Source organism: Macrococcus armenti (assembly GCF_020097135.1).
In the GTDB taxonomy this organism is placed as follows: domain Bacteria; phylum Bacillota; class Bacilli; order Staphylococcales; family Staphylococcaceae; genus Macrococcoides; species Macrococcoides armenti.
Genome location: NZ_CP083608.1, coordinates 1,187,057 through 1,210,939, shown reverse-complemented (window position 1 = coordinate 1,210,939; position 23,883 = coordinate 1,187,057). Strand labels below are relative to the sequence as shown.

The following is a 23,883-nucleotide window of genomic DNA, read 5'->3' as shown; positions in this document are numbered from 1 at the left end:
TTTATTTTATAATAAATTCATGGTATAGTTATTGATATAGACAGGAGGGTTATGTCATGATCGAAACGAATAAAAAAGGTAATCTTGGAACGGTAGAAATCGCACCAAGCGTTATTGAACTTATCGCGTCAATTGCAGTTTCAGAAGTTAAAGGTGTGTCACTCGTTCAAAAGAGTAAATCACTTGAGAAACTTGGCGTAAAAAATCAACGTGGTGTACAAGTTGATACGAAAGATGATGCAATTATTATTGATGCATACTGTGCGTTTGATTATGGTACAAAAATCGCTAAAACTGCGACACTCGTACAACAGTCCATTAAAACAGCACTTGGAAATATGACGGCACTTGAACCATCACAAATTAACATTCACATTGTTAGCGTAAAATTTAAAGAGAATTAATATTGGGATGCTTGCATCCCTTTTTAATTGAAGGAGAAACTTATGTCTAGAACTGAATCAAGAGAACATGCAATACAAATATTATTTCAAGTAGAAAATGAAGCACATGAAATTACAATTGAAGATGCGACAAGTTTTATCGTGGAACCTCCAAAACAGGATCATTTTGCAAATGAACTCGTATCCGGTGTAAATACAAATCGTGAACAAATCGATGCTGCAATTGCTCCGCATTTAAAATCATGGACTTTAGATCGATTGAATAAAGTAGACAGAATTATTCTGCGATTAAGCACATATGAAATTTTATATTCAGATGCGCCAGAAAAGGTTGTAGTTAATGAAGCGGTAAATTTAGCTAAAAAATTCAGCGATGATGAGAGTTATAAATTTATTAACGGTGTACTGAGTGAAATTATAAAACATAAGGCGTAGTGATAGTATGGAAAAGTACTTAACTGTAAGTGCGTTAACAAAATATATTAAAACGAAATTCGATAAAGACCCATATTTAAATAAAGTTTTTATTCAGGGCGAACTGTCAAATTTTAAACGACATTCAACTGGTCATCTTTATTTTGCGTTAAAAGATAACGGCAGTGTCATTAATTGTATGATGTTTAAACGCGATGCAGCTCACCTTTCATTTGACCCGAAAGAAGGCGATAGTGTGTTGTTGACTGGTCGCATCAGCGTATATGAAGCGAGAGGGAATTACCAAGTTTACGCTGAAGAAATGCGTTTAGATGGCATTGGTGTGCTTTATGAAAAACTAGAAGCATTAAAAAAAGCGTTTTATGCGAAAGGGTATTTTGATCAAACACATAAAAAGCAGTTACGTAAATATCCAGAGCATATTGCAGTATTAACTGCAAGTACGGGTGCAGCTGTACAGGATATACGTACGACACTGAAAAAAAGATACCCACTTGCTAAAGTTACATATATTTCTACACTCGTCCAAGGTGCGCAAGCGAAAGATGATATCGCTAAAAATATTAAACAGGCAGATGCACTTAATCCTGATGTAATCATTGTCGGTCGTGGTGGTGGTTCGATTGAAGATTTATGGGCATTCAATGAAGAAGTTGTCGTTGAGGCAATTTATAATTGCACAAGTCCTGTAATTTCAGCCGTTGGACATGAAACTGATACGACGTTAAGCGATCTTGTTGCCGATTTCAGGGCACCAACGCCGACTGCAGCTGCTGTAATGGCAACACCTGATAGCAAAGAACTGAAAGTAATGTTGAAACAGGTTGATCTGCACCTTGAACGATACATGCAGAATCATTTGAAAGCGAAACGAGAGAAGCTTAACTATTTATCAAATTATTATATTTTTACGAATCCGAACATTTTAGTTGAGCAAAAACTTCAAAAAGTAGATGAACTCGATAACAGAATGAAGATGATTGTAAATAATCAGCTGAATCACCATGTTAAAAATTATCAATATTTTGAAAATAAAATCAATGCACAGCAACTACGAACAAAACTCGCCTTTCAGCATGAGCGTGTTGATAATTTAAAAGCGCGTATGGCACGAACATTGAAATACAATATTTCTACATATCAGCAGCAGTTACATCATCAAATTGCGCTTTTATCGTCATTAAGTCCTTCAGAAACTTTGCTTAGAGGTTATGCAATAGCGCGTAAAGATAATAAAATCATTAACTCAGTAAAAGCATTAAATGAAACTGATACGCTAAACATTCAGTTGAGTGATGGATACGTTGAAACGAAAGTCATGAATATAAAGAAATAAGAGGAGATTATTATGGCGAAAACTTTTGAAGAAATGATGCAGCAATTAGAACAAATTGTGAAATCTTTGGATGATGATCAGGTGAGTTTAGAGAAATCCATTGAATTATATGAGCAAGGTGTCAAATTATCTCAAGCATGCCAATTAAAGCTATCTGAAGCAGAAGATAAGATTGCAAAATTAAATACTACAGGAGAGACTGACAATGAATCGTGACTTTCTTAATTTAATTAATGAATCATTGTTAAATAAATATCATCCTGCGCAATCAAGACTGGATGAAGCAATCAACTATTCACTAAGTGCAGGTGGCAAGCGCATTAGACCATTACTTGTTCTGACTACTTTAGATAGTTTAGGTGGCAATGTACATGACGGTTTGCCATTTGGCATTGCACTTGAAATGATTCATACGTATTCTTTAATTCACGATGATTTGCCAGCAATGGATAATGATGACTATCGTCGCGGTAAACTTACGAATCATAAGCAGTTTGATGAAGCAACAGCTATACTCGCTGGAGATGCATTGCTCACTGATGCTTTTCAATGCATTTCAAATGCGCAGTTAAACGCAGAAATTAAATTAGCATTGATTAATTTATTAAGTACTGCTTCTGGCTCTAATGGCATGGTTTATGGTCAAATGCTCGATATGCAGGGAGAACATAAAACATTGACATTAAATGAACTGGAACGAATTCACATAAATAAAACCGGTGAGCTGATTCGTGCGGCAATTGTTAGTGCAGGTATCATAATGAATTATAATGATGCACAAATTGAGCAACTCAATATCATTGGTAAGAACGTAGGTTTAATGTTCCAGATAAAAGATGATATTCTTGATGTTGAAGGGTCATTTGAAGAAATTGGAAAAACAGTGGGCAGTGATTTAAATAACGATAAAAGTACATATGTATCACTCTTAGGACTTGAAGCTTCAAAGCAATTACTTTATGATAAGTTAACTGAAACATATGATGCGCTTGAAACGTTACAACCGATTAATGACGATCTAAAAACATTAATTACTTATGTCGTTGAAAGAAATAAATAATATAAGCAATCAATAAAAGCTTTGGTTTTTACTTTTATTGATTGCTTTTGTTTATTAATTCTTGAAATGTGATTATTATTTTTCATGTGTTACGAAAGCGTGTTATAATAAGGGTTACTAAAGTATAGACTGTAGGTGGGGAAGTAATGGATGTAACAAAAATTAAAGATCCTTCCTTTTTAAAGGATTTATCATACGAATCATTAGAATCATTAAGCCAGGATATTAGAACTTTTTTAATCGAAAAGTGTTCTGTAACAGGTGGCCATATCGGAGCAAATTTAGGAGTCGTTGAACTCACAATAGCCCTGCATAAAGTATTTAATAGTCCTCAGGATAAACTTATATTTGACGTTGGCCATCAGGCATATATTCACAAAATTTTAACGGGCAGAGCGAATCAATTTGATACGTTAAGACAATACAAAGGATTAAGTGGTTTTCCAAAATTAAGTGAAAGCGAACATGATGTGTGGGAAGCGGGCCATAGTTCAACATCACTTTCAGCTGCGATGGGTATGGCGAAAGCACGTGATATTCAAGGGGCATCTTATGATGTCATTCCGATTATCGGTGATGGTGCATTGACAGGTGGTATGGCGCTTGAAGCATTAAATCATATCGGTCACGATAAAACGAATATGACAATTATTTTAAATGATAATGAGATGAGTATCGCTCCTAATGTGGGTGCAATGCATAATATGTTTGGCAGACTTCGAACTAATTCAAATTATAATCGTGCAAAATCAGATATCGATGCATTATTAAGTAAGTTACCAGGCGGTCATAAATTAAGAGATTCTGCAGACCGTGTAAAGGATAGTTTAAAGTATCTTGTCGTAAACGGTATATTTTTTGAAGAGTTGGGCATTAAATATATAGGGCCTGTAGATGGACATAACTTTAAAGATTTAGAAGATGCATTATTAACTTCTAAACGTATTAATGGACCTGTTATCGTGCATGTGATTACGAAAAAAGGTAAAGGTTTTCATCCTGCTGAAAATGACAAGATAGGGACTTGGCATGGACTCGGGCCATATAAGTTAGAAACAGGTGAAGTTTTAAAAGGTAGTGCAAATGGACCATCATGGAGTCAGTTTTTTAGTGATACCGTGCAGCGATTTGCAGAACAGGATAAGTCAATCGCCGCGATAACTCCAGCAATGCCAGTTGGTAGTAAATTAACTAAGTTTCAAAAAGAACTGCCACAGCAATTCTTTGATGTCGGCATTGCAGAACAGCATGCTGTAACGATGGCCGCTGGTATGGCTGTGAACGGTATGAAGCCTTATGTAGCGATCTATTCTACGTTTTTACAACGTGCATATGATCAGATGCTACACGATGTGGATCGCCAAAATCTTCATGTCGTATTTGGAATTGATCGCTCAGGTCTTGTTGGTGCAGATGGTGAAACACATCAAGGCGTATATGATATTTCATTTTTATCACATATGCCTAATATGACAATTGCAATGCCAAAAGACGAAAATGAAGCGTTCCATTTACTACATAATGCATTTTATAAATATAATGGACCGATCGCGATACGTTATCCTCGTGGTAACGGTTATGGTGTTACAATTGATAGTGAACCAAAAACTATCATACGAGGTAGCTGGGAAGTATTACATGAAGGAACAGATGTAGTTGTCATGAGTTTTGGACCAACTTTAAAGTTAGTTGAATCAGTCTATGAAACGTTGCTTAAAGAAGGCATAAATGTTGAAGTTGTAAATGCCAGATTTATAAAACCGATGGATGTTGAATACTTAAATGAAGTCGCTAAAAGAAATATTCCTGTTATTACCGTTGAAGAATCGATGTTGAGTGGCGGATTTGGTGCATCAGTTGTGAATTATTTCTCTGATTTGAACGCAGATGTTACCGTAAAACGCATTGGGATTGATGATGAATATATTGAGCACGGTGACGTATCTTTACTATTGGACGATATCGGGATTAACGAATCTACATTAATTCATGAAATTAAACAGTTAGGTTTACGTAATGAAGAAAGTTAGAATCGATGAATGGCTTGTTTCACAAGACTATTATGATACGAAAGATAGTGCAATGCGCGCGATAATGGCAGGTTTAATTTACAATGATAATATTAGAATTGACACAGCAGGCGAGAAAATAAATCCTGAAACGATTAAGATTAGAGTTAAAGATAAAAGAAAAAAGTATGTTAGTCGTGGTGGATTGAAGCTTGAAAAAGCGATTCAATCATTTAACTTAAATCTAAAGGGCAAAGTTCATCTTGATATTGGTTCTTCTACCGGTGGGTTTACAGACTGTGCGCTGCAAAATGGCGCAAAACATGTATATGCACTGGATGTTGGTACAAACCAACTGGATTATAGACTTCGCATACATCCAGATGTGACGGTTATGGAACAGACAAATTTCCGATACGTTACGAAAGATCAATTTCAACCATCACCGAACTTTGTAAGTATTGATGTAAGCTTTATTTCATTGTCACTTATTTTTAAGACGTTAGTTCAAGTTGTTGATCATAATGCTGAAATTGTAGCATTAATAAAACCACAGTTTGAGGCACATAAAGATGAAGTAGATAAAGGGATTGTATATGACAGAGATACGCACATTAATGTTATTAAAAAAGTGATGCACTACGCGGAAGATTATGGAATGACGCCAATTGATATTACCTTTTCACCGATTTCAGGAACAAAAGGCAATATTGAATACTTATTATATTTAAAGAATGTGAAGCAATCATTGGATAAAAATTCAAATAAGACTGCATTGTGTCATAATGATTTGTATATTGATGAAGTTGTACAAGTAGCATTTAATACAATAAACCACTGATTTATCAGTGGTTTTTTAATATACAAAAATAAGCGCTTATGTTAAAATTGACCGTATAAATATGCACATGGAGGTTCACTATGGCCAATAAAACGATGCGTCAAATAAAAATTCGTGAAATAATTTCAAACCAGCAAATTGAAACGCAGGAAGATTTAGTAGAAAAACTGAATCAATATAATCTGAACGTTACGCAAGCAACAATTTCACGTGATATAAAAGAACTGCAACTTATTAAAGTTCCGACTAAAGAAGGTAAATATGTATATTCATTGCCTAGAGATCGTAAATATCATCCAATTGATAAACTTGGACGATATTTAATGGATTCATTCGTTAAGCTTGACGGAACGGATAATTTACTAGTGCTAAAAACACTACCAGGTAATGCACAATCTATCGGAGCGATTATCGATCAACTTGAATGGGATGAAGTTATCGGTACAATTTGTGGTGATGACACATGTTTATTAATATGCAGAGATAAGAACGCGGCAGAAGCTGTAACAGAACGAATTTTTAACATGTTATAATGGGGGTATTGGATGCTTGTTTCATTATCAATTCAGCAGTTTGCAATTATAGAATCGTTAGAAATTGAATTAAAGAATGGTTTGACGGTTTTAAGTGGGGAAACAGGTGCTGGTAAATCTATAATTATTGATGCCATCGGACAACTTATTGGGGTACGTGCCAGCAATACGATGGTCAGACATGGAGAACAAAAAGCAATTGTCCAAGGTGTCTTTGATATCGAAGATAACCAAAAAGTTCAGCAACTATTAGAAGAAAAAAATATTCCACTCGATGATTTCATGTTTGTTAAACGTGAAATTTTTAAAAGTGGCAAAAGCTTATGTAAAATAAACAATCAACTTGTAACATTAGGTGAATTGCGTGAAGTGATGCAGGAATTACTTGATATACACGGCCAACATGAAACGCAGCATTTATTAAAACCGAAGTACCATATTATGTTACTTGATGAATACGCAGAAAATTCATATAGCTCTATATATGATACGTATAGAACGACATATTTTAATTATAAAGAGAAGTTAAAAGAACTTGAACAGCTTCAACAGAAAGATGAAGCGTTACTGCAGCGATTAGATCTAATTAAATATCAGTACAAAGAACTGACGGATAAAAACCTTATCAAAGATGAAAAAGAGCAGCTTGAAGAAGATATTCACCGTCTTCAAAATTTTGAGAAATTGAATGAAGCTTTATCAAAATCTATCACTTTATTAAATGATGAAGGTAAAATACTTGAACTTCTTTTTGAATTTAAATCACAGTTAAGTGAAGTAAATCAAATATTACCTGGAAAGTTTGAAAAAGCGAAAGAGGAAACAGAAGGACTTTATTATATTTTAGACGATGTTAAGCATAGTTTACATGATGCTTTATCAAACAATGAGTATGATGAGCAGGAATTAAATCATATGCAGACGCGTGTCAATGAAATTCAATTTCTTGAAAGAAAATATGGAAAATCTTTGAATGAACTGATACCATTTATAGAAGAACTAAATATTGAGATTAATAAAATCGAAAATTTAGAAGCATCAACATCTCAACTACAAAATGAAATCGAAATATTATATCAAGAATTAATGAAATATGGTGCATCACTAAGTAAGGAAAGAAGACGCGTTGCACAACAATTAAGGGATAATATTCTGGATGAAATACACCATCTGGAAATGAAAAGTGCAAATTTTGAAATGGCATTTGTGAAGACTGAACCTACAGCAGAAGGAATTGAATCGTTAGAATTTATGATTAGTCCAAATAAAGGTGAACCGTTGAAGTCCCTTTATAAAATTGCATCTGGTGGAGAACTTTCACGTATTATGCTCGCATTAAAGAGTATTTTTGCAGAGTCTAAAGGGAAAACTGCAATATTATTCGATGAAGTAGATACAGGAGTTTCCGGCAAAGTAGCACAAAAAATGGCTGAAAAAATGCATGAAATTTCAAACCACATTCAAGTAATATGTATATCACATTTACCCCAAGTCGCTGCTATTAGTGATCATCATTTATACATTGAAAAGATTGAACATGATGATAGAACGGTAACAACAGTTACAGAATTAGATGGAGATATGCGTATACAGGAAGTTGCACGTATGATTTCTGGTGTAGAAGTAACACAATTAACATTGGAACATGCTGCTGAATTAATAGCTCAAAACACTAAGTAGAAGAGGGATAAAATGGTACTTAAAGTTGTAATAGTAGAGGATTCCAGAGAACTTGCATTATCAATAAAGTCTCACATTGAACAATATGGTATGGAAGTTGTGAGTATGTGCCATAATGGCAAAGATGCAATCGAAATGTTAAAAAATACTGAATTTGACCTTCTTCTACTCGATTTAATTTTACCTTATATTGATGGTATTGGCTTATTGGAAACATATATACCGAAGGATCACAATTACAAAATTATTTGTTTAAGTGCCTTCGGAAAAGATACAATTCTAACAGAGGCAATGGCTTTAGGCGTCGATTATTTTATATTAAAACCGATCAACTTTGATAATTTTATTAATCGTATTCATCAAATATGTAATATAGAAGGTGAAAGTCAATCGGATGAAGTATTAGAGCGACTAGGTTTTAATGATAAACATAAAGGCACAAAGTATTTAAGAGATGCACTTATTATCATAAATAAAAATCCTGAAGACAAAATTCAATTGACGATTAAGTTGTATCCAGAAATCGCCGAACTAAATCTTGTAAAGCCAGCAAATGTTGAACGTTCAATCCGTCATGCAATTGAGAAAGCGTGGTCGAATGGACTAGAGCAGAAATTTAATGAAAAAGGAAAGTTTGTTAAACCGACGATTGGAGAACTCTTAAAAATGATTAAGGATGGTGCCCTGTGACTTTAATATTTGCACATCGTGGTTATTCTGCAAAGTATCCTGAAAACTCTATGCTTGCATTTAAACAAGCAGTCATTCACGGGGCGGATGGTTTTGAGCTTGATATTCATTTAACGAAAGATAATCAAATTGTTGTCATACACGATGATTCAATTAACAGAACGACGAACGGACGTGGAAAAGTACAGCATATGACGTACGATGAAATCAAACAGTATCGCATTAAATCAGGATTATTTAAAGTGATTGATGAGCCGGTGCCTTTACTTGAAGACGTTTTAAATATCGTTCGTGATTATAACTTATTATTAAATATAGAAATTAAAGCAGAAAGTGGTAAGATTGAGCTTGTGCTTCACGAACTACTTGAAAAATATAGTATGAATGATCGTATTATTATATCAAGCTTCAATATAGAAAATCTTATCATGATCGAATCTATTGATTCTGACTATGAAACAGCTTTATTATTTGATAAATATCATGAGTCACCATGGGACTTTAAGACGAATAATAATATAAAGAGCATTCACCCAAATGCGAAACACATTAAAGTAGATCATTTAATAGAACTTCATGAACATGAACTACCAGCACGTGTTTATACAGTTAATAAAGAAAAAGAACTTGCAATGTGGATAAATAGTAGTGTAGCTGGAATTATTACAGACGAAGTTGAACGTGCAGTTAAATTAAAGCAAGTAAAAAAACGAGACTAATGTCTCGTTTTTTTATTGTTAGATGCCTTCATAAATTTCTCTTGTGCGCGTTTTGATTTCTTTTCGATATGCAGAATATATCCCCCAACAAAACTTACACCGATGAGCATCAGAACAAATCCAATCGTAAATTGCAACCAAATGTAATGAAGTTCAGGTACAAGTATGCCGAATAAAGCATCGCGCATCCATTTTATACCTAGACCTGCGAAGTAAATCGGTATAACAAGCACCATCAATGCTATAATTTTTTTCAAAATATCACCGTTTCATAAATTATATACAAATATTATACCATTGAATTACATAATAAATCACTGTAATTTTTTTATATAAAAAACTTCGTAAATTGAAATATTTACGCAAAAAAAGTATAATAAGTATGTATGATTTATACATATTGAAATGAAAAGGGGAATAGCAATGATCTTTGAAACAATAGAACAATATGACTATGAGCAAGTCGTTTTTTGTCAGGATAAAGCAAGTGGGCTAAAAGCCATTATTGCAATTCATGACTCTACACTAGGGCCAGCACTCGGGGGATGCAGAATGTGGCCATATAGTAGTGAGGAAGAAGCGATAGAAGATGCATTAAGATTAGCTAGAGGTATGACGTATAAAAACGCTGCAGCTGGTTTAAATTTAGGTGGTGCAAAAACTGTTGTTATTGGAGATCCTAAAAAGGATAAATCTGAAGCATTGTTCCGTGCGCTTGGAAGATATATCAACAGTTTGAATGGTCGATATATCACTGCTGAAGATGTAGGGACTTCAGTAGATGATATGGATACAATTTATGCAGAAACTGATTATGTTGTTGGGTTATCTGAATCATATGGTTCAAGCGGAAATCCAAGCCCTAAAACAGCACTTGGTGTTTATCGTGCGATGAAACGTACTGCAAAAGAAGCATTTGGCGATGATAGTCTTGCTGGTAAGACGATTGCTGTACAAGGTGTAGGAAACGTGTCTTATACTTTATGTAAGTATTTACATGAAGAAGGTGCAAAATTAATTGTTACGGATATTTTCCAGGAATCAATCGACAGGGCTGTAAATGACTTTGGTGCAACTGCTGTGAAACCCGAAGAGATTTACTCAGTTGAAGCGGATATTTTTGCACCATGTGCGCTTGGAGCGATTCTTAACGATGAAACGATTCCACAATTGAAAGTTAAAGCAGTATGTGGTTCATCAAATAACCAGTTGAAAGATATGGAGAGACACGCTGCGATGCTTAAAGAACGTAATATTATATATGCACCGGACTTTGTCGTTAACTCTGGAGGCGTAATTAACGTAGCTGATGAATTAAGTGGTTACAATGAGGAACGTGCAACAAAGAAAGTTAATGAAATTTATGATCAGATGGACAAAGTATTTGAAATTGCAAAACGTGATAATATAACAACAGCTTTAGCTGCTGAACGATTAGCTGAAGAAAGAATAGATCAGATGATGCGTGTCAGAAGCACATTCAGTAAAAACGAACATTCTTTAATATCAAGAAAATCAAGATAATATCATCTATAAACAGAAGAAGCTATTGCCTTATTATAGCTTCTTCTGTTTTTTTGAACGCACAAGTAGATTTAAGTAAATAATTTATGTATTATAAATATATCAATATAAATTAAGAGGTGTAAAACATGGACATGAATTTTAATATGTATATGGAAGACTTTATCAATACTGCGAGACAAGAAATTGAAAGTGCCGGATATAAACAGTTAACGACTCCAGAAGCTGTAACAGAAGCGTTCAATAAGCCAGGTACAACATTTGTAATGATCAATTCAGTTTGTGGATGTGCAGGCGGAATCGCGCGTCCAGCAGCAGCACATGCGATTCATTATGATAAAGTACCGAATCAGCTTGTAACTGTTTTTGCAGGTCAGGATAAAGAGGCAACAGCGACTGCACGTGAATACTTTGAAGGTTATCCACCTTCAAGCCCATCTTTCGCATTATTAAAAGATGGAAAAATCATTTCAATGATTGAAAGACATGAAATTGAAGGTCATGATCCGATGAGCGTTATTACTAGTATCCAGGCGCTATTCGAAGAACATTGTGAAGAGCGTTAATTCATGAAAATAAGACCTTATAGAATAGGTTTTAGAACAGTAAAAACAGCATTCGGGATGGCGCTAGGTGTAATTATTTGTAAGCTGTTAGGGCTTGATAATTATGCCTCAGCAGCTATCCTTGTTGTTTTATGTGTAAAAAATACACGCGTTAAATCTCTTCAGGCTGCAAGTGCAAGATTCTTTTCGTGTACGATTGGATTATTATTTTCTTATATTTTCTTTACGAATTTAGGGTTTCATGCGGTTGTGCTAGGATTACTTGTTTTAGTTTTTATTCCAGTTACGGTCATGTTTCGGATTGAAGAAGGTGTCGTTACGAGTTGTGTTATTATACTGCATTGTTTTAATTTCGGTTACATCAACTGGCATGTCATTATAAATGAACTAACACTCATTATCGTTGGTCTTACTATTGCATTAATGCTTAATTTATATATGCCGAGTTTATCAAAGGATTTACAACGATATAAAAATATTATTGAAACAGATCTTCAGCTCATTGTTGCTAAATTAAGTGATGCATTAATGTATCCTGATATTATATTAAGTAAAAATAAATTAAAACAATTACATATTACAATTGAAGAGGCGAAGTCTGTCGCATATACAGAGGTTGAAAATCATTTTACACGAAATGAAAACTCGTATTATCATTATTTTGATATGCGAGAAGACCAGCTCGAATTACTTTATCGTATGGTAGATTTAATTAATCAGATGGGCCATTGTGATAAGCTGCATGTCAATTGTAGTAATTTACTACTGGATTTATCGAATAATATTTCGAGTAATAACTTTACTGCAATGCGATTACATGATTTATATGCAATTATGTTAGAAGTAGAGCAATATCCTTTACCCCAATCAAATGCTCAGATGAAATCACGTGCAGCACTGATGCAGTTATTAAATGAAATTGAACATTATTTAGAAATTAAATCAAATTTCGGTTCATTGAAACTTTATTAAAAAAAGCAGGCAACCATTTGGTTGTCTGCTTTTTAATAATCTGTTAAATAAGCTAAAACACTGCTTAAAATTAATGCTGTGACAATTAATACAAGTAATATAATAATAAATATTCGCATAAAATTTTTATTCATTTGCGACAACCTTTCATATGATGATTATTTATATTATAACAAAGATAATAATAGAATGGTTATACTTTTATGTTTGTGCATCCTTTGGTACATTTATATTAAGGAAAATTAAAGGAGAGATATTATGAACAGAACGCGATTAGTAAATACGTTTATTGAGCTTGTAAAGATTGATAGTGAAACAGGACATGAGCGACAAATAGCCGATCATCTTATTGATTTATTTCGTAATCTTGGTTTAACAGTTGTTGAAGATGACACTCAAAAAGAAACAGGTTTCGGTGCAGGTAATTTATTCATTACACTAGATGGTGACGCAACACGTAAACCTTTATTATTATCATGTCATATGGATACTGTTACACCAGGTAAAGGGATTGAGCCTATTATTACGGATGATATCATTCATACAGATGGAACTACAATTTTAGGTGCAGATGATAAGGCAGGGATTGCAACAATTATAGAAGCGATTCAAACGATTAAGGAACAGAATATCGAGCACGGTCCTATCCAGATTGTAATTACAGTAGGGGAAGAATCTTCACTTGTAGGTTCTAGTGCTCTTGATGGCAAAATGTTAGTCAATGGTTTAGGTTATGCACTTGATGCAGGTGGAAAAGTCGGCGTTACCGTAAATCAGGCGCCTACAAATGCAACGATTGAAGTAACGATTAAAGGAACTACTGCACATGCAGGTATCGAACCTGAAAAAGGTGTAAGTGCAATTAACATTGCTTCTCGTGCAATAAACAATATGAAACTCGGTCGTATTGATGATGAGACGACAGCGAATATCGGACGTATTGAAGGTGGAGATAAAACGAATATTGTTGCTGATAAATGTTATATTCTAGCTGAAGCAAGAAGTTTAAGTGAAGAAAAAATGAACGCACAAGTAAATCATATGAAAGAAGCAATTTTAACAGCTGCGGCTGAACTCGGTGGTAGTGCTGATATTAATGTGACGGTCAACTATCCTTCATTTAAAGTTGATGAAAATAGTGAAGTTGTTCAAATCGCGAAACAATCGGCATTAAATATTGGTAGAACACCGGAAGTAATCCCAACAGGTGGGGGTAGCGATGCAAACTTCATTAACGGCCATGGTGTGCCGACTGTAGTACTTGCAGTAGGTTATGAAAAAATTCACACTGTAAATGAATGCATGCCAATCATTGAAATGGAAAAGCTTACAGAGCAAGTTATTGAAATTATTAAGATAGTATAATGTTTGCGAGACAATATGTTATAATAATAACGAATAATTATTGAAAGAGGTATAGTATGAGTAAACAACAAATTGGAGTTATTGGACTTGCAGTAATGGGTAAAAATTTAGCGTGGAATATTGAGTCTCGTGGAAATTCTGTATCAGTTTATAACCGTTCACGTGAAAAGACGGATCAAATGATGGAAGAATCAATCGGTAAAAATATTCATCCTGCTTATACGCTTGAAGATTTTGTAGACAGTCTTGAAAAGCCAAGAAAAATTATGATGATGGTTAAAGCTGGAGAAGCAACAGATAAAACAATTGAAAGTTTACTCCCTTTATTAGATAAAGGTGATATTTTAATTGACGGTGGTAACACAAATTACAATGATACTGTAAGACGTAACGCTTATTTATCAGATAAAGGCATTAATTTTATCGGAACAGGTGTATCAGGTGGTGAGGAAGGTGCTTTACACGGACCTTCTATAATGCCAGGTGGACAAAAGGAAGCATATGAACTTGTTAAACCAATTCTGGAATCAATTGCAGCAAAAGCAAATGATGGTAAGCCATGTGTTGCTTATATCGGACCGGACGGTGCTGGTCATTACGTAAAAATGGTTCATAACGGTATTGAATATGCTGATATGCAGCTTATCGCTGAAAGTTATGATTTAATGAAAAATGTATTAAATATGAATCATAAAGAAATTGCAGATACTTTCAAATCATGGAATGAGGGCGAATTAGACAGTTACTTAATTGAAATTACAGCTGATATATTCAATAAGCTTGACGAAGATGGTACACCGCTTGTTGAGAAGGTTTTAGACAAAGCAGGTCAAAAAGGTACAGGTAAATGGACTTCAATAAATGCATTAGATTTAGGCGTGCCATTAACGATTATTACAGAGTCTGTATTTGCAAGAACAATTTCAAGTCAAAAAGAAGAACGCGTTATCGCACATGAAGCAATTCAAAACGAAAAATCTTCATATGAAGGTGACAAGGCTGAATTTTTAGAAGCAATAAGAGAAGCACTTTATATGAGTAAAATTTGTTGTTATGCACAAGGCTTTGCGCAAATGAAAGAAGCATCAAACAGCTATAACTGGGATTTACAATTAGGTGACCTTGCAATGATCTGGCGTGAGGGTTGTATTATTCGTGCGCAATTTTTACAGAAAATTAAAGACGCATATGACAATAATAACGACTTACAAAATTTATTGCTTGATCCTTACTTTAAAGCAATTGTCGAAAAGTACCAGCATAGTTTAAGAAAAGTAGCGTCAACCGCTATTATGACTGGAACTCCAGTACCTACATTTGCATCAGCTATTAATTATTTTGATTCTTATACAGCTAAAGATTTACCGGCTAACTTAATACAGGCGCAACGTGACTACTTTGGTGCCCATACTTATGAACGTAAAGATAAAGCAGGCACATACCATACAGATTGGAAGTAATATAAAAACGCTCAGAAACAATTTTGTTTCTGAGCGTTTTTATGCTTTAGACACAGGTATTAGCAGTTCAACTTTATTTAAATCATTATCGAATGCATAATCCCCAGGGAATACATATATGTATTGTTCATTCCTTAAATAATTGATTTGTAGATCAACTTGTCTCTCTATAGAATGCCAGATTTCATTAAATATATAGTCTAAGTTTCCTCTTGAATGAAATATTGCATAATTCATACTATGTATGAAACTTGATTCATATTCATACGTTCTTGGCGACTTTACGCCAAGAAATAGTTGTACACCATTAAACACAGGTTGAAGAGTAACATATAATTTATTATCACTGCTTATTTTTAAAAGTGTATCTATTAATCCATCTCTATTTTCATTATAAATCAAATCAGGAATAAAGAAGTGATTGAGTAAAGCTTCGTTGTCCAGTCTTATGCTTTTACCAACAATTTCTATATTATCGATAGGTTTAATTTCGTAATGCATTGGCGGTGTTTGTGTAACTGATAGCTGGAGGTAAATTCGTTCCTGCATTTTAAGACGTTCTGGATTCGATCTTGCCTGTAATGGAGATATTGAATGAAATTCACTGAAAGCAGTACTGAATTCATGAGCATTATTAAATCCATATTTCTCTGCAACATCAACAAGTCTGTAATTACCATTTAATAAATACTTCGCAGCTTCTGTCATTTTTCTACAATATACATATTCATCAATGTTCATGCCTGTAATCATTGTGAAAGATTGATTAATGTGGAATGCACTTTCTTCTAAATAATCACTCATATCATCAAAAGTGAATGGTGTGAGTAGATGGTCTTCCAAATAAACGATAGATTTTTGAACTACTTCTATAGATTGCATAACATCACTCTTCCTATATATCATTTAAATTTCAAAAATTAATATTTGTTCTCTTTCGTCTTTATAATAATGTTCTAGTTCAATCACCATTGTACATTGAAATACATTTAAATCACGTAAATAGGAGATAAAAGCATCATCTGGATAGTATAAAATAATAATGCATCTTTTTTTGTTCTTTTTTAATAACATGTTGATGAATGTTCTGAAAACATTAATTGAAAACGGATTAAAGAAAAAGAAAATAGTATCTTCTTGCTTTATATTATATTTTAATATATCACAATTATATGCTTCAATTTGACATTGCTTTATTGTATTGTATTGTTTTATATTTTTTAACGCACTCATATAAAGCTGTTTGTTTATTTCCACACCTTTAGTTTTAATGCCGAAATAATCCGCTGCATATATTGGGACGCGGTGCATGCCAGAACCGATATCAATCAAAACATCATCAGTTTGAATTTTATGCGCTATCGCTTGAAATAATTGCTCAAGATGACGATAATACGTTGGTTCATACCGATGAATATTACTTCTTGAATATGATTCATAGTATATTTCAGTATTTATATTTAATTGTGCGTCATATTGTGCATCATTCATATGTAACTTCCTTTTTATTGATAAAGATACCATAACTGTAATTAAAATAAAAGCCGAGTCATTAAAAATTAATGACTCGGTACTAAAAATTAAAAGTCCCACCAATGGAAGTTATCACGACTTAATAATAATTCACTTTTAATCGGTCCATTGCTACCTGCAGGATAATTCGGGAATGGTGCAGGATTTTTGTCCCAGTATTCTGCAACAGTATCAACATAAGACCAGGTCGCTTTCAATTCTTCCCAATGCGTAAAGTTTGTAGCGTCACCTCTTAAACAGTCATAGATAAGACCTTCATATGCGTCTACAGTATTCATTTTGTCCTGTGTTGTCATTGCATAAGATAACTTAACAGGTTCTGTATCAATGCCTTCAATATATTTACGAGCATTAAGGTGAAGTTCTATTCCTTCATTTGGCTGAATATTTATGATAAGCAAGTTCGAATCCAGTTCTTTATCCTTCTGGTAATATAAATTCATTGGCATTTCTTTAAATTCAACAACAACTCTTATTTCCTTTTCTTTCATGCGTTTACCTGTTCGAATATAAAAAGGAACGCCTGCCCATCTGAAATTGTCGAGCATAACTTTTGCAGCAACAAACGTTGGCGTATTGCTATCAGGTGCAACATTATCTTCATCACGGTATTTTTTAACTTTTTCACCGTTAATTTCACCTGCATCATATTGTCCACGCACAAAATAACTGCGCACATGTTCCGGTTGGATTTTACGTATAGAACGTAACGCTTTAACTTTTTCATTTCTAATATCTTCTGATGATAATGAAATAGGAGGCTCCATTGCAAGAAGTGATACTATTTGTAACATATGGTTCTGAACCATATCCTTTAATGCACCACTTTTATCATAATATCCACCACGATCTTCTACACCGAGTACCTCTGATGATGTAACTTGAATATTTGAAATATATTTGTTGTTCCATAAAGGTTCGAACATCGCATTACTAAAACGGATAACTTCAATATTCTGAACCATATCTTTTCCGAGATAATGATCAATACGGTAAATTTCTTCCTCTTTAAATGATTTACGTATTTGCTTGTTTAATATTTCTGCTGATTTTAAATCAGTTCCAAATGGTTTTTCTATAATTAAACGTTTGAAACCAGTTGTTTTCGTCAGGCCACTTGATTTTAGATGATCTGATACTGTGCCAAAAAATTCAGGTGCCATCGCTAAATAAAAGAGACGGTTACCAAGTAAATTAAACGTACTATCCAGCTCATCCGATAAAACCTTTAATGATTCATAACTCGCTAAATCATTTACATCATGTGACTGATAAAATACATGTGACATAAAAACGTCTATTTTATGTGTATCTTCAACAAATTTTTCAATTGAAGCCTTAATTTCACTGCGAAATTTATCATTTGTCCAGTCTCTACGGCCGATACCAATAATCGCTATCTGTTCATTTAGGTTTCCTTGCTGGAATAGGTGAAACAATGATGGGAATAACTTTCTATGACTTAAATCACCTGTAGCTCCAAAAATCGTGATGAGACAGGGAATATTTTGCTTTTCAATATCCAAAATAGATAACCTCGATTCTATTAATATTCTTTTATATTTTTTCATAGAAAACATAAAAATACAATGAAAACATGCTATAATTACGTGATGAAAAGGTGGTTTTTGTAATGAAAATTATTTGTTTAGGAACGAGCGCCGGTTTACCTACGAAAGAGCGTAAGACACAAACGACAGTTTTATCTTTGAATCCACATTACAATGAATACTGGATGTTTGATTGTGGTGAAGCTGCACAACATCAAATTTTACATACGAATATTAAACTCGGTAAGCTAACACGTATCTTTATTACGCATCTTCATGGAGATCATATATTTGGATTGCCCGGAATTCTTACATCGCGCAGTTTTCAAGGTGGAGAGCGTAAGCCTTTAACGATATACGGTCCAGTAGGCATTCGAGCGTTTGTTGAAACAACACTTGAAATTTCAACATCTCATCTGAACTATCCGCTTGAAATTATAGAAGTTAGTGACAAACAATGCTTCCAAATACATGATATTAATATTAAAGTTGCATTGCTAAAACACGGAGTGCCATCATTTGGTTATCGTGTACAAATGCCAGATATTCAAGGTAACTTAATAAAAGAAAAATTGATTGAACAAGGCATAATGCCGGGGCCGATTTATAAGCAATTTAAAAATAATGCTGTTGTTACAATTGATAAAATTACATATGACACAGCTCAGTTCAAAACAGAAAGTAAAAAAGGGAAAGTATTAGTATTCTATGGAGATACTATGCCATGTGAAAATGAAATGTTACTTGCGCACGATGCAGACGTCATTGTTCATGAATGTACTTACCTCGATGGTGATATTGATTTAAGCCATAAGTATTTTCATAGTCATTTTGAAGATGTAAAACAACTCGTTAATCAATGCAATGTTAAACATTTAATTATTAATCATGTGAGTAATCGATATACACGTGAAGATATTCAATGTTTACTTACAGAAATTGAGCATCAGCTTAATTGTACTGTTCATATTGCTGATGACTTTTATAATTATGAATTAAAATAAAAAAACGAGACACTGTTGTCTCGTTTTTTTATTCGCTCAGTTCTTTGCTGCGTTTTAACGCATGTTCCAGACAATCAATAAACATTTCTTCAATTGGATGTTTTCTAAGCGCATCTAATCCAGCTTTCGTAGTACCACCTTTAGAAGTTATGTTTTCTCTTAATTGATCAATCGATAACTCAGAATTTTCAAGCATTCTTCCTGTACCGATAATTAAATTACGAACCGCGATATCAGTGTCAGCAGGGGTAAGCCCTAAATGTTTTGCGGCTTTAATATATTCTTCGTAAACCTAATATAAAAATGCAGGACCACTACCTGTAATAGCGGTAACATCATGTAAAGACTCTTCCTGAACTTCAATTGCAGTACCGAAAGCTTCCAGCAACTGCATTAAATTTTCTTTTGAAGATTGCTCAAAGTTTTCTGAGAATGAAATACCAGTTACGGATTGCTGTACATGCGCGTTCGTATTAGGCATAATACGTGCAACTGGGTTTGATGTATTCAATTTATTTTTAATTTGATTAATGGGTACGCCAGCCATCATGGATACGAAATGGTTTTCTTTAAATTGGTATGGCTTGATGCGTTCAGCAACGGTATCAAAGTCATATGGTTTTACAGCTAAAAATACAAAATCCGCATCCTTCAATAATGCTTCGTCATCATAGCTATACTTTATTTGATACTGTTCATGATATTTTTGTAACTCTTCACGATTAGAACGATTCGTAATATAAATATCTTCACCGTTAATTGTTTTACTTTCTACAAGACCGATAAATACAGCACTTGCCATATTACCAGATCCAAAAAATACGATTTTCATATTATCCCCCCGTGATTGTTTATAGCATTTATTATAGTGTAAACTATAAGTAAATTACAATTATGATGGAGAATATTATGAATAAAACGATATTAATTACGGGTGCAACGGGTGGTGTAGGATATAATACAGCAGTGAAACTTCTTGAAGAAGGACATCACTTAATTTTATGTGGCAGAAATATTTCCAGCCTGGATAAACTCGCTAAAGCGTATCCGCAGTGCACAGTAATAAAATGTGATTTTAGCAATGCTGACTCGACAATAAAATTTGTGGAAAAAATTAAAGATATAGACTTTGATGTCGTTATTTTCAGTGCAGGATATGCACAATATGCAAATATAAAGCAGTTATCAATTGAAGAGATGGATGCTATGAATTATGTAAATTATCAAAGTATATATGTGATAACAAAATCTTTGCTGAAACAACATAAACTACCACATATTATCGTACTCGGTTCATTATCTGCATATAGTGCGACACCAGGTGGTGCAATTTATTCAGCGAGTAAGGCTGCATTAAATCAGTTGATGAATGCACTAAGACTTGAAAATCCGAGTCTTAATGTTACGATGATCAACACTGGGCCAATTGATACCGCATTTATATATAAAGCTACAGGTAAAATTTCACGTTTAAATCAATTAATTATGATTAAAACGGATTCAATCGTTTCAGATATTGTTAAAGTTATCAAACATCCGAAACATGAAATTAACCGTCCGCTGTGGATGTATGCGGGTTTAAAAATATACAATATTGCACCACGTACAATTGAACGCATATTAAAGCCACTTTTTATGACAAAGTTATAAAAAGTGGCTTTAAATTTTATAGTTTTAATTGCATGTCTGTTTCTGCAGGTGGTAATAAGTCATATTGCGTCAGAAATTGCTTTACTTTTTCTTTGTAAGTTAATGGATTCACATTGTAGCTGGCAGCGTGTCCCCCATGTTCTGGATACCAGCGCATTTTTGGACCTTGCTTTTTGTTATAAAGTGCTACAGAATGCGTATATGGTATGAATGTATCAGGTTTAGAATGAATGAATAAGATCGGTTGCTCAATATTATGAATCACTTTAATTGGCGATACTTGGTTTAAAGTGAAGTGAGTTCTGAATCTCAGCATTTGATTTAGTGAATAGAGCAAAAAGCCACTTCCGATATATGACTTTTGTTCGATAATTTGTGTTAACAACAAACTGAAATTACTGAATGCACAGTCAGAAATATAAAATTCAGCTTCGTTTGCAAGCTCTCCGGCATAGAGTAATGTCGTTGCAGCACCCATAGATTCACCGTGAACACCAAATTTAATATCATATCCATAATGCTCTTTTAAGTAGGTGATAACACTTTCTAAATCAATTTTTTCATAATACCCATACGTTGAATAATGACCTTCACTTTGTCCATGTCTTCTATGATCGAATATAATACCATTAAAGCCGAGCGATATAAATAAGTTTAAATATTTAATACTTGTAATTTTGTTTTCTGTAACACCATGACAGAAAATCATCCAGTGATTATGGTTATGAGGTTTTACAACCGTTCCACTCAAGTTGTATCCATTTCGGGATTGAATTGTAACATCTTTAGGATTAAGTGCTTGAAAAGCCGCTTCATCAAGTCGCTTCGCTTTTATTTCACGTCTTCTAATTACCTCTACATCACGTAATTTGAAGTTTAGCAAATAATTAGATGCAATGATTCCTGTAATACTGGAAGTAATGCCGCTTGCAACAGAAAGACCGAGTAAAGTATTGATTATCGTTTTTGATTTCATACGAGATGATCCTTATATTCAAGATTGCTGAACATCTTTCTGATGTCATTGATCGTGCGATTGTTAGTTTCACTTTTCATTACATTTTCAAAATGTCTGATGTTTGATATTAACTGTGCTTTAGAAGATGCACCATTTACTATCGAAGCGACAGGGAACTGCATTAAGTATTCGTAAGATAACTCAGATAAATTGCCTGATTTATTTGCTGTTTCAAGCGCATGCTTTATCGATTCATAACTGAGGTCAAGTGTACCTTCTCGGAACTTACGATCGAGAATGCTCTCATATTTGTCTGTAAGTAATCCTTTCATAAGTGGACCACGTGCCAATATTTTTACGTCTTTACTTTCTATGCTGTCAATCAAACTTTCAGGTCGATTATCAATTAAGTTGAACTGCATCATAATCGTATCAATATTACTGTGTTTTAAGTAGTAATCAATTACATTCGGCCTAATTGAGCTTATCCCGTAAGCGCGAATAATACCTTCTTTTTTAAGTGATTCAAAAGTATGTATCACTTCTTCCTTATTGTCTTCAATAGTCCCACCGTGTAGCATATATAAATCGATATAATCTGTGTTTAATCGTTTCAAACTGTTTATAATACCTTCTTTAATATGTTTTGCAGATGGATCCCATGTGACCTCATCGTTATTCATATTAAATGCATTTCCAACTTTAGAACCGATGATAACGTCTTGCCTTAATTTGTTTTCTTTTAAAAACTTACCGATAATTGCTTCGTTTTTACCTTTTTGATACAAATCTGCTGTATCTATATATGTAATTTGATTGTCTATCGCTGCTTTAAGAATTTCGTTTGTTTGTTCCTGGTCCGTAGGCAAGTTCATTGCGCCTAATCCGAATGCTGATAAAGGGATGCCACTTTTTGTATAATTTATCTTCAAGTCTATTCCTCCATTCGTTATAATAGATATAGTTTAACATGATTGAAGTGAGGGAGTGAATTGATATGGATTTAACAGAGCATACTCTACAAAAAGAACTGATAATGGATGGCAAAGTCATAAAAGTTGAGAAACATCGTGTAACACTTCCAAATCAAAAGGAGAGCATAAGAGAAGTAGTAAAACATCCTGGCGCTGTCGCAATTCTTGCAGTTAAAGATGGGAAAATATTATTCGTAGAACAATTTCGTAAAGCACTGGAACATACTTTAATTGAGATTCCAGCAGGAAAAGTGGAATCTGGTGAAGAGAGAATGAAAACTGCAAAAAGAGAACTTGAAGAAGAAACAAGTTATACTTCGGAACAACTTTCACTCGTGCATGAGTTTTACGTCTCACCAGGATTTTGTGATGAATATATTTCTTTATATTATACAGATACTTTAGTTGAATCAGATGAACTGAAACCGGATGATGATGAATTTGTGAAACATCACTGGCTAACATTGGATGAGGCAATTAAATGGATGAAAGAAGGTAAAATTGAAGATGCAAAAACGATAATTGCATTAATGCATTTTCAATTAGAGCAAAATAAATAATAAATTTAATTATTAAATGATAATAATTCTAATTTGGTTTCATTATAAGTTGCATTAATT

At 33.7% G+C, this 23,883-nt stretch carries 25 protein-coding genes and 1 pseudogene; 19 read left to right on the top strand and 7 right to left on the bottom strand.

What is annotated here, in order from left to right:
• Positions 1-56: 56 nt before the first annotated feature.
• The 11 genes from LAU42_RS06260 (at position 57) to LAU42_RS06210 (ending at position 9,707) form a co-directional block, all read left to right on the top strand.
• Positions 57-404 (top strand): Asp23/Gls24 family envelope stress response protein, encoded by a 348-nt coding sequence (locus LAU42_RS06260; protein WP_224182788.1) that lies wholly within the window; start codon positions 57-59, stop codon positions 402-404.
• Positions 405-446: 42 nt separating this feature from the next.
• Positions 447-839, top strand: a complete 393-nt coding sequence (nusB, locus tag LAU42_RS06255; RefSeq protein ID WP_224182787.1) for a transcription antitermination factor NusB — start codon at positions 447-449, stop codon at positions 837-839.
• 7 nt (positions 840-846) lie between these two features.
• Positions 847-2,175, top strand: coding sequence for an exodeoxyribonuclease VII large subunit (gene xseA / locus LAU42_RS06250; RefSeq protein ID WP_224182786.1), 1,329 nt, complete (start codon positions 847-849; stop codon positions 2,173-2,175).
• 12 nt (positions 2,176-2,187) lie between these two features.
• Positions 2,188-2,391 (top strand): exodeoxyribonuclease VII small subunit, encoded by a 204-nt coding sequence (xseB, locus tag LAU42_RS06245; RefSeq protein ID WP_224182785.1) that lies wholly within the window; start codon positions 2,188-2,190, stop codon positions 2,389-2,391.
• Positions 2,381-3,235, top strand: a complete 855-nt coding sequence (locus LAU42_RS06240) for a polyprenyl synthetase family protein (RefSeq protein WP_224182784.1) — start codon at positions 2,381-2,383, stop codon at positions 3,233-3,235. Before xseB ends, LAU42_RS06240 begins: the two co-directional genes overlap by 11 nt.
• A gap of 146 nt (positions 3,236-3,381) precedes the next feature.
• The gene (gene dxs, locus LAU42_RS06235) at positions 3,382-5,265 is read left to right on the top strand and encodes a 1-deoxy-D-xylulose-5-phosphate synthase (protein ID WP_224182783.1); all 1,884 of its coding nucleotides are present in this window, start codon (positions 3,382-3,384) and stop codon (positions 5,263-5,265) included.
• On the top strand, positions 5,252-6,085 hold the full coding sequence (locus tag LAU42_RS06230) for a TlyA family RNA methyltransferase (protein ID WP_224182782.1): 834 nt from the start codon (positions 5,252-5,254) through the stop codon (positions 6,083-6,085). Before dxs ends, LAU42_RS06230 begins: the two co-directional genes overlap by 14 nt.
• 80 nt (positions 6,086-6,165) lie before the next feature.
• Positions 6,166-6,618, top strand: a complete 453-nt coding sequence (ahrC, locus tag LAU42_RS06225) for a transcriptional regulator AhrC/ArgR (RefSeq protein WP_224182781.1) — start codon at positions 6,166-6,168, stop codon at positions 6,616-6,618.
• 12 nt (positions 6,619-6,630) lie between these two features.
• A complete protein-coding gene (gene recN, locus LAU42_RS06220) occupies positions 6,631-8,298 on the top strand; it encodes a DNA repair protein RecN (RefSeq protein WP_224182780.1) in 1,668 nt (555 codons plus the stop codon).
• A gap of 12 nt (positions 8,299-8,310) precedes the next feature.
• Complete coding sequence (locus tag LAU42_RS06215) at positions 8,311-8,988, top strand: response regulator (RefSeq protein ID WP_224182779.1); 678 nt, start codon at positions 8,311-8,313, stop codon at positions 8,986-8,988.
• Positions 8,985-9,707: a glycerophosphodiester phosphodiesterase gene (locus tag LAU42_RS06210; protein WP_224182778.1), complete on the top strand. Its 723-nt coding sequence runs from the start codon at positions 8,985-8,987 to the stop codon at positions 9,705-9,707. The genes LAU42_RS06215 and LAU42_RS06210 overlap by 4 nt, the downstream gene beginning before the upstream one ends.
• Here the strand turns inward: LAU42_RS06210 and LAU42_RS06205 are convergent.
• Positions 9,704-9,964 carry a DUF2627 domain-containing protein gene (locus LAU42_RS06205; protein WP_224182777.1) on the bottom strand — a complete coding sequence of 87 codons (261 nt, stop codon included), beginning with the start codon at positions 9,962-9,964 and terminating at the stop codon, positions 9,704-9,706. The two genes, LAU42_RS06210 and LAU42_RS06205, sit on opposite strands and share 4 nt — an antisense overlap.
• A 166-nt stretch (positions 9,965-10,130) precedes the next feature.
• Here LAU42_RS06205 and LAU42_RS06200 point away from each other — a divergent pair, with 166 nt between their 5' ends.
• The 5 genes from LAU42_RS06200 (at position 10,131) to gndA (ending at position 15,594) form a co-directional block, all read left to right on the top strand.
• A complete protein-coding gene (locus LAU42_RS06200; protein WP_224182776.1) occupies positions 10,131-11,231 on the top strand; it encodes a Glu/Leu/Phe/Val dehydrogenase dimerization domain-containing protein in 1,101 nt (366 codons plus the stop codon).
• A gap of 128 nt (positions 11,232-11,359) precedes the next feature.
• Positions 11,360-11,797, top strand: a complete 438-nt coding sequence (locus LAU42_RS06195) for a BrxA/BrxB family bacilliredoxin (RefSeq protein ID WP_224182775.1) — start codon at positions 11,360-11,362, stop codon at positions 11,795-11,797.
• Positions 11,798-11,800: 3 nt separating this feature from the next.
• Entirely contained in the window at positions 11,801-12,769 is a 969-nt protein-coding gene (locus LAU42_RS06190) for an aromatic acid exporter family protein (protein ID WP_224182774.1), read from the top strand.
• A gap of 258 nt (positions 12,770-13,027) precedes the next feature.
• The gene (locus LAU42_RS06185) at positions 13,028-14,134 is read left to right on the top strand and encodes a M20/M25/M40 family metallo-hydrolase (RefSeq protein WP_224182773.1); all 1,107 of its coding nucleotides are present in this window, start codon (positions 13,028-13,030) and stop codon (positions 14,132-14,134) included.
• A 56-nt stretch (positions 14,135-14,190) separates the two neighbouring features.
• Positions 14,191-15,594, top strand: a complete 1,404-nt coding sequence (gene gndA / locus LAU42_RS06180; protein WP_224182772.1) for an NADP-dependent phosphogluconate dehydrogenase — start codon at positions 14,191-14,193, stop codon at positions 15,592-15,594.
• Between the two features lie 39 nt (positions 15,595-15,633).
• Here the strand turns inward: gndA and LAU42_RS06175 are convergent, their stop codons facing one another.
• Genes LAU42_RS06175 through zwf form a run of 3 tightly spaced genes read right to left on the bottom strand, consistent with a single transcriptional unit; the run spans position 15,634 to position 18,698 of the window.
• The gene (locus tag LAU42_RS06175) at positions 15,634-16,500 is read right to left on the bottom strand and encodes a helix-turn-helix domain-containing protein (protein ID WP_224182771.1); all 867 of its coding nucleotides are present in this window, start codon (positions 16,498-16,500) and stop codon (positions 15,634-15,636) included.
• Complete coding sequence (locus LAU42_RS06170) at positions 16,501-17,118, bottom strand: SAM-dependent methyltransferase (RefSeq protein WP_224182770.1); 618 nt, start codon at positions 17,116-17,118, stop codon at positions 16,501-16,503.
• Between the two features lie 56 nt (positions 17,119-17,174).
• Positions 17,175-18,698, bottom strand: coding sequence for a glucose-6-phosphate dehydrogenase (gene zwf / locus LAU42_RS06165; RefSeq protein WP_420908199.1), 1,524 nt, complete (start codon positions 18,696-18,698; stop codon positions 17,175-17,177).
• Between the two features lie 62 nt (positions 18,699-18,760).
• On the opposite strand from zwf, the gene rnz reads away from it, so the two are divergent.
• A complete protein-coding gene (gene rnz, locus LAU42_RS06160) occupies positions 18,761-19,681 on the top strand; it encodes a ribonuclease Z (protein WP_224182769.1) in 921 nt (306 codons plus the stop codon).
• Positions 19,682-19,709: 28 nt separating this feature from the next.
• Here rnz and proC read toward each other — a convergent pair.
• Positions 19,710-20,513, bottom strand: a pseudogene (gene proC, locus LAU42_RS06155) (pyrroline-5-carboxylate reductase).
• A 77-nt stretch (positions 20,514-20,590) separates the two neighbouring features.
• On the opposite strand from proC, the gene LAU42_RS06150 reads away from it, so the two are divergent.
• Positions 20,591-21,331, top strand: a complete 741-nt coding sequence (locus LAU42_RS06150; protein ID WP_224182768.1) for an SDR family NAD(P)-dependent oxidoreductase — start codon at positions 20,591-20,593, stop codon at positions 21,329-21,331.
• Positions 21,332-21,347: 16 nt separating this feature from the next.
• Here LAU42_RS06150 and LAU42_RS06145 read toward each other — a convergent pair whose 3' ends face one another.
• Entirely contained in the window at positions 21,348-22,307 is a 960-nt protein-coding gene (locus tag LAU42_RS06145; RefSeq protein ID WP_224182767.1) for an alpha/beta hydrolase, read from the bottom strand.
• Entirely contained in the window at positions 22,304-23,221 is a 918-nt protein-coding gene (locus tag LAU42_RS06140) for an aldo/keto reductase (protein ID WP_224182766.1), read from the bottom strand. The genes LAU42_RS06145 and LAU42_RS06140 overlap by 4 nt, the downstream gene beginning before the upstream one ends.
• A 65-nt stretch (positions 23,222-23,286) precedes the next feature.
• On the opposite strand from LAU42_RS06140, the gene LAU42_RS06135 reads away from it, so the two are divergent.
• A complete protein-coding gene (locus tag LAU42_RS06135) occupies positions 23,287-23,823 on the top strand; it encodes an NUDIX hydrolase (protein ID WP_224182765.1) in 537 nt (178 codons plus the stop codon).
• The last annotated feature ends 60 nt before the right edge of the window (positions 23,824-23,883 follow it).

Excerpts from the sequence above, each read along its gene's own strand:
- LAU42_RS06260 (WP_224182788.1), top strand. The coding sequence starts at position 57 with ATGATCGAAACGAATAAAAAAGGTAATCTTGGAACGGTAGAAATCGCA.
- nusB (WP_224182787.1), top strand. The coding sequence starts at position 447 with ATGTCTAGAACTGAATCAAGAGAACATGCAATACAAATATTATTTCAA.
- xseA (WP_224182786.1), top strand. The coding sequence starts at position 847 with ATGGAAAAGTACTTAACTGTAAGTGCGTTAACAAAATATATTAAAACG.
- xseB (WP_224182785.1), top strand. The coding sequence starts at position 2,188 with ATGGCGAAAACTTTTGAAGAAATGATGCAGCAATTAGAACAAATTGTG.
- LAU42_RS06240 (WP_224182784.1), top strand. The coding sequence starts at position 2,381 with ATGAATCGTGACTTTCTTAATTTAATTAATGAATCATTGTTAAATAAA.
- dxs (WP_224182783.1), top strand. The coding sequence starts at position 3,382 with ATGGATGTAACAAAAATTAAAGATCCTTCCTTTTTAAAGGATTTATCA.
- LAU42_RS06230 (WP_224182782.1), top strand. The coding sequence starts at position 5,252 with ATGAAGAAAGTTAGAATCGATGAATGGCTTGTTTCACAAGACTATTAT.
- ahrC (WP_224182781.1), top strand. The coding sequence starts at position 6,166 with ATGGCCAATAAAACGATGCGTCAAATAAAAATTCGTGAAATAATTTCA.
- recN (WP_224182780.1), top strand. The coding sequence starts at position 6,631 with ATGCTTGTTTCATTATCAATTCAGCAGTTTGCAATTATAGAATCGTTA.
- LAU42_RS06215 (WP_224182779.1), top strand. The coding sequence starts at position 8,311 with ATGGTACTTAAAGTTGTAATAGTAGAGGATTCCAGAGAACTTGCATTA.
- LAU42_RS06200 (WP_224182776.1), top strand. The coding sequence starts at position 10,131 with ATGATCTTTGAAACAATAGAACAATATGACTATGAGCAAGTCGTTTTT.
- LAU42_RS06195 (WP_224182775.1), top strand. The coding sequence starts at position 11,360 with ATGGACATGAATTTTAATATGTATATGGAAGACTTTATCAATACTGCG.
- LAU42_RS06190 (WP_224182774.1), top strand. The coding sequence starts at position 11,801 with ATGAAAATAAGACCTTATAGAATAGGTTTTAGAACAGTAAAAACAGCA.
- LAU42_RS06185 (WP_224182773.1), top strand. The coding sequence starts at position 13,028 with ATGAACAGAACGCGATTAGTAAATACGTTTATTGAGCTTGTAAAGATT.
- gndA (WP_224182772.1), top strand. The coding sequence starts at position 14,191 with ATGAGTAAACAACAAATTGGAGTTATTGGACTTGCAGTAATGGGTAAA.
- LAU42_RS06175 (WP_224182771.1), bottom strand. The coding sequence starts at position 16,500 with ATGATATATAGGAAGAGTGATGTTATGCAATCTATAGAAGTAGTTCAA.
- LAU42_RS06170 (WP_224182770.1), bottom strand. The coding sequence starts at position 17,118 with ATGGTATCTTTATCAATAAAAAGGAAGTTACATATGAATGATGCACAA.
- zwf (WP_420908199.1), bottom strand. The coding sequence starts at position 18,698 with ATGAAAAAATATAAAAGAATATTAATAGAATCGAGGTTATCTATTTTG.
- rnz (WP_224182769.1), top strand. The coding sequence starts at position 18,761 with ATGAAAATTATTTGTTTAGGAACGAGCGCCGGTTTACCTACGAAAGAG.
- LAU42_RS06150 (WP_224182768.1), top strand. The coding sequence starts at position 20,591 with ATGAATAAAACGATATTAATTACGGGTGCAACGGGTGGTGTAGGATAT.
- LAU42_RS06145 (WP_224182767.1), bottom strand. The coding sequence starts at position 22,307 with ATGAAATCAAAAACGATAATCAATACTTTACTCGGTCTTTCTGTTGCA.
- LAU42_RS06135 (WP_224182765.1), top strand. The coding sequence starts at position 23,287 with ATGGATTTAACAGAGCATACTCTACAAAAAGAACTGATAATGGATGGC.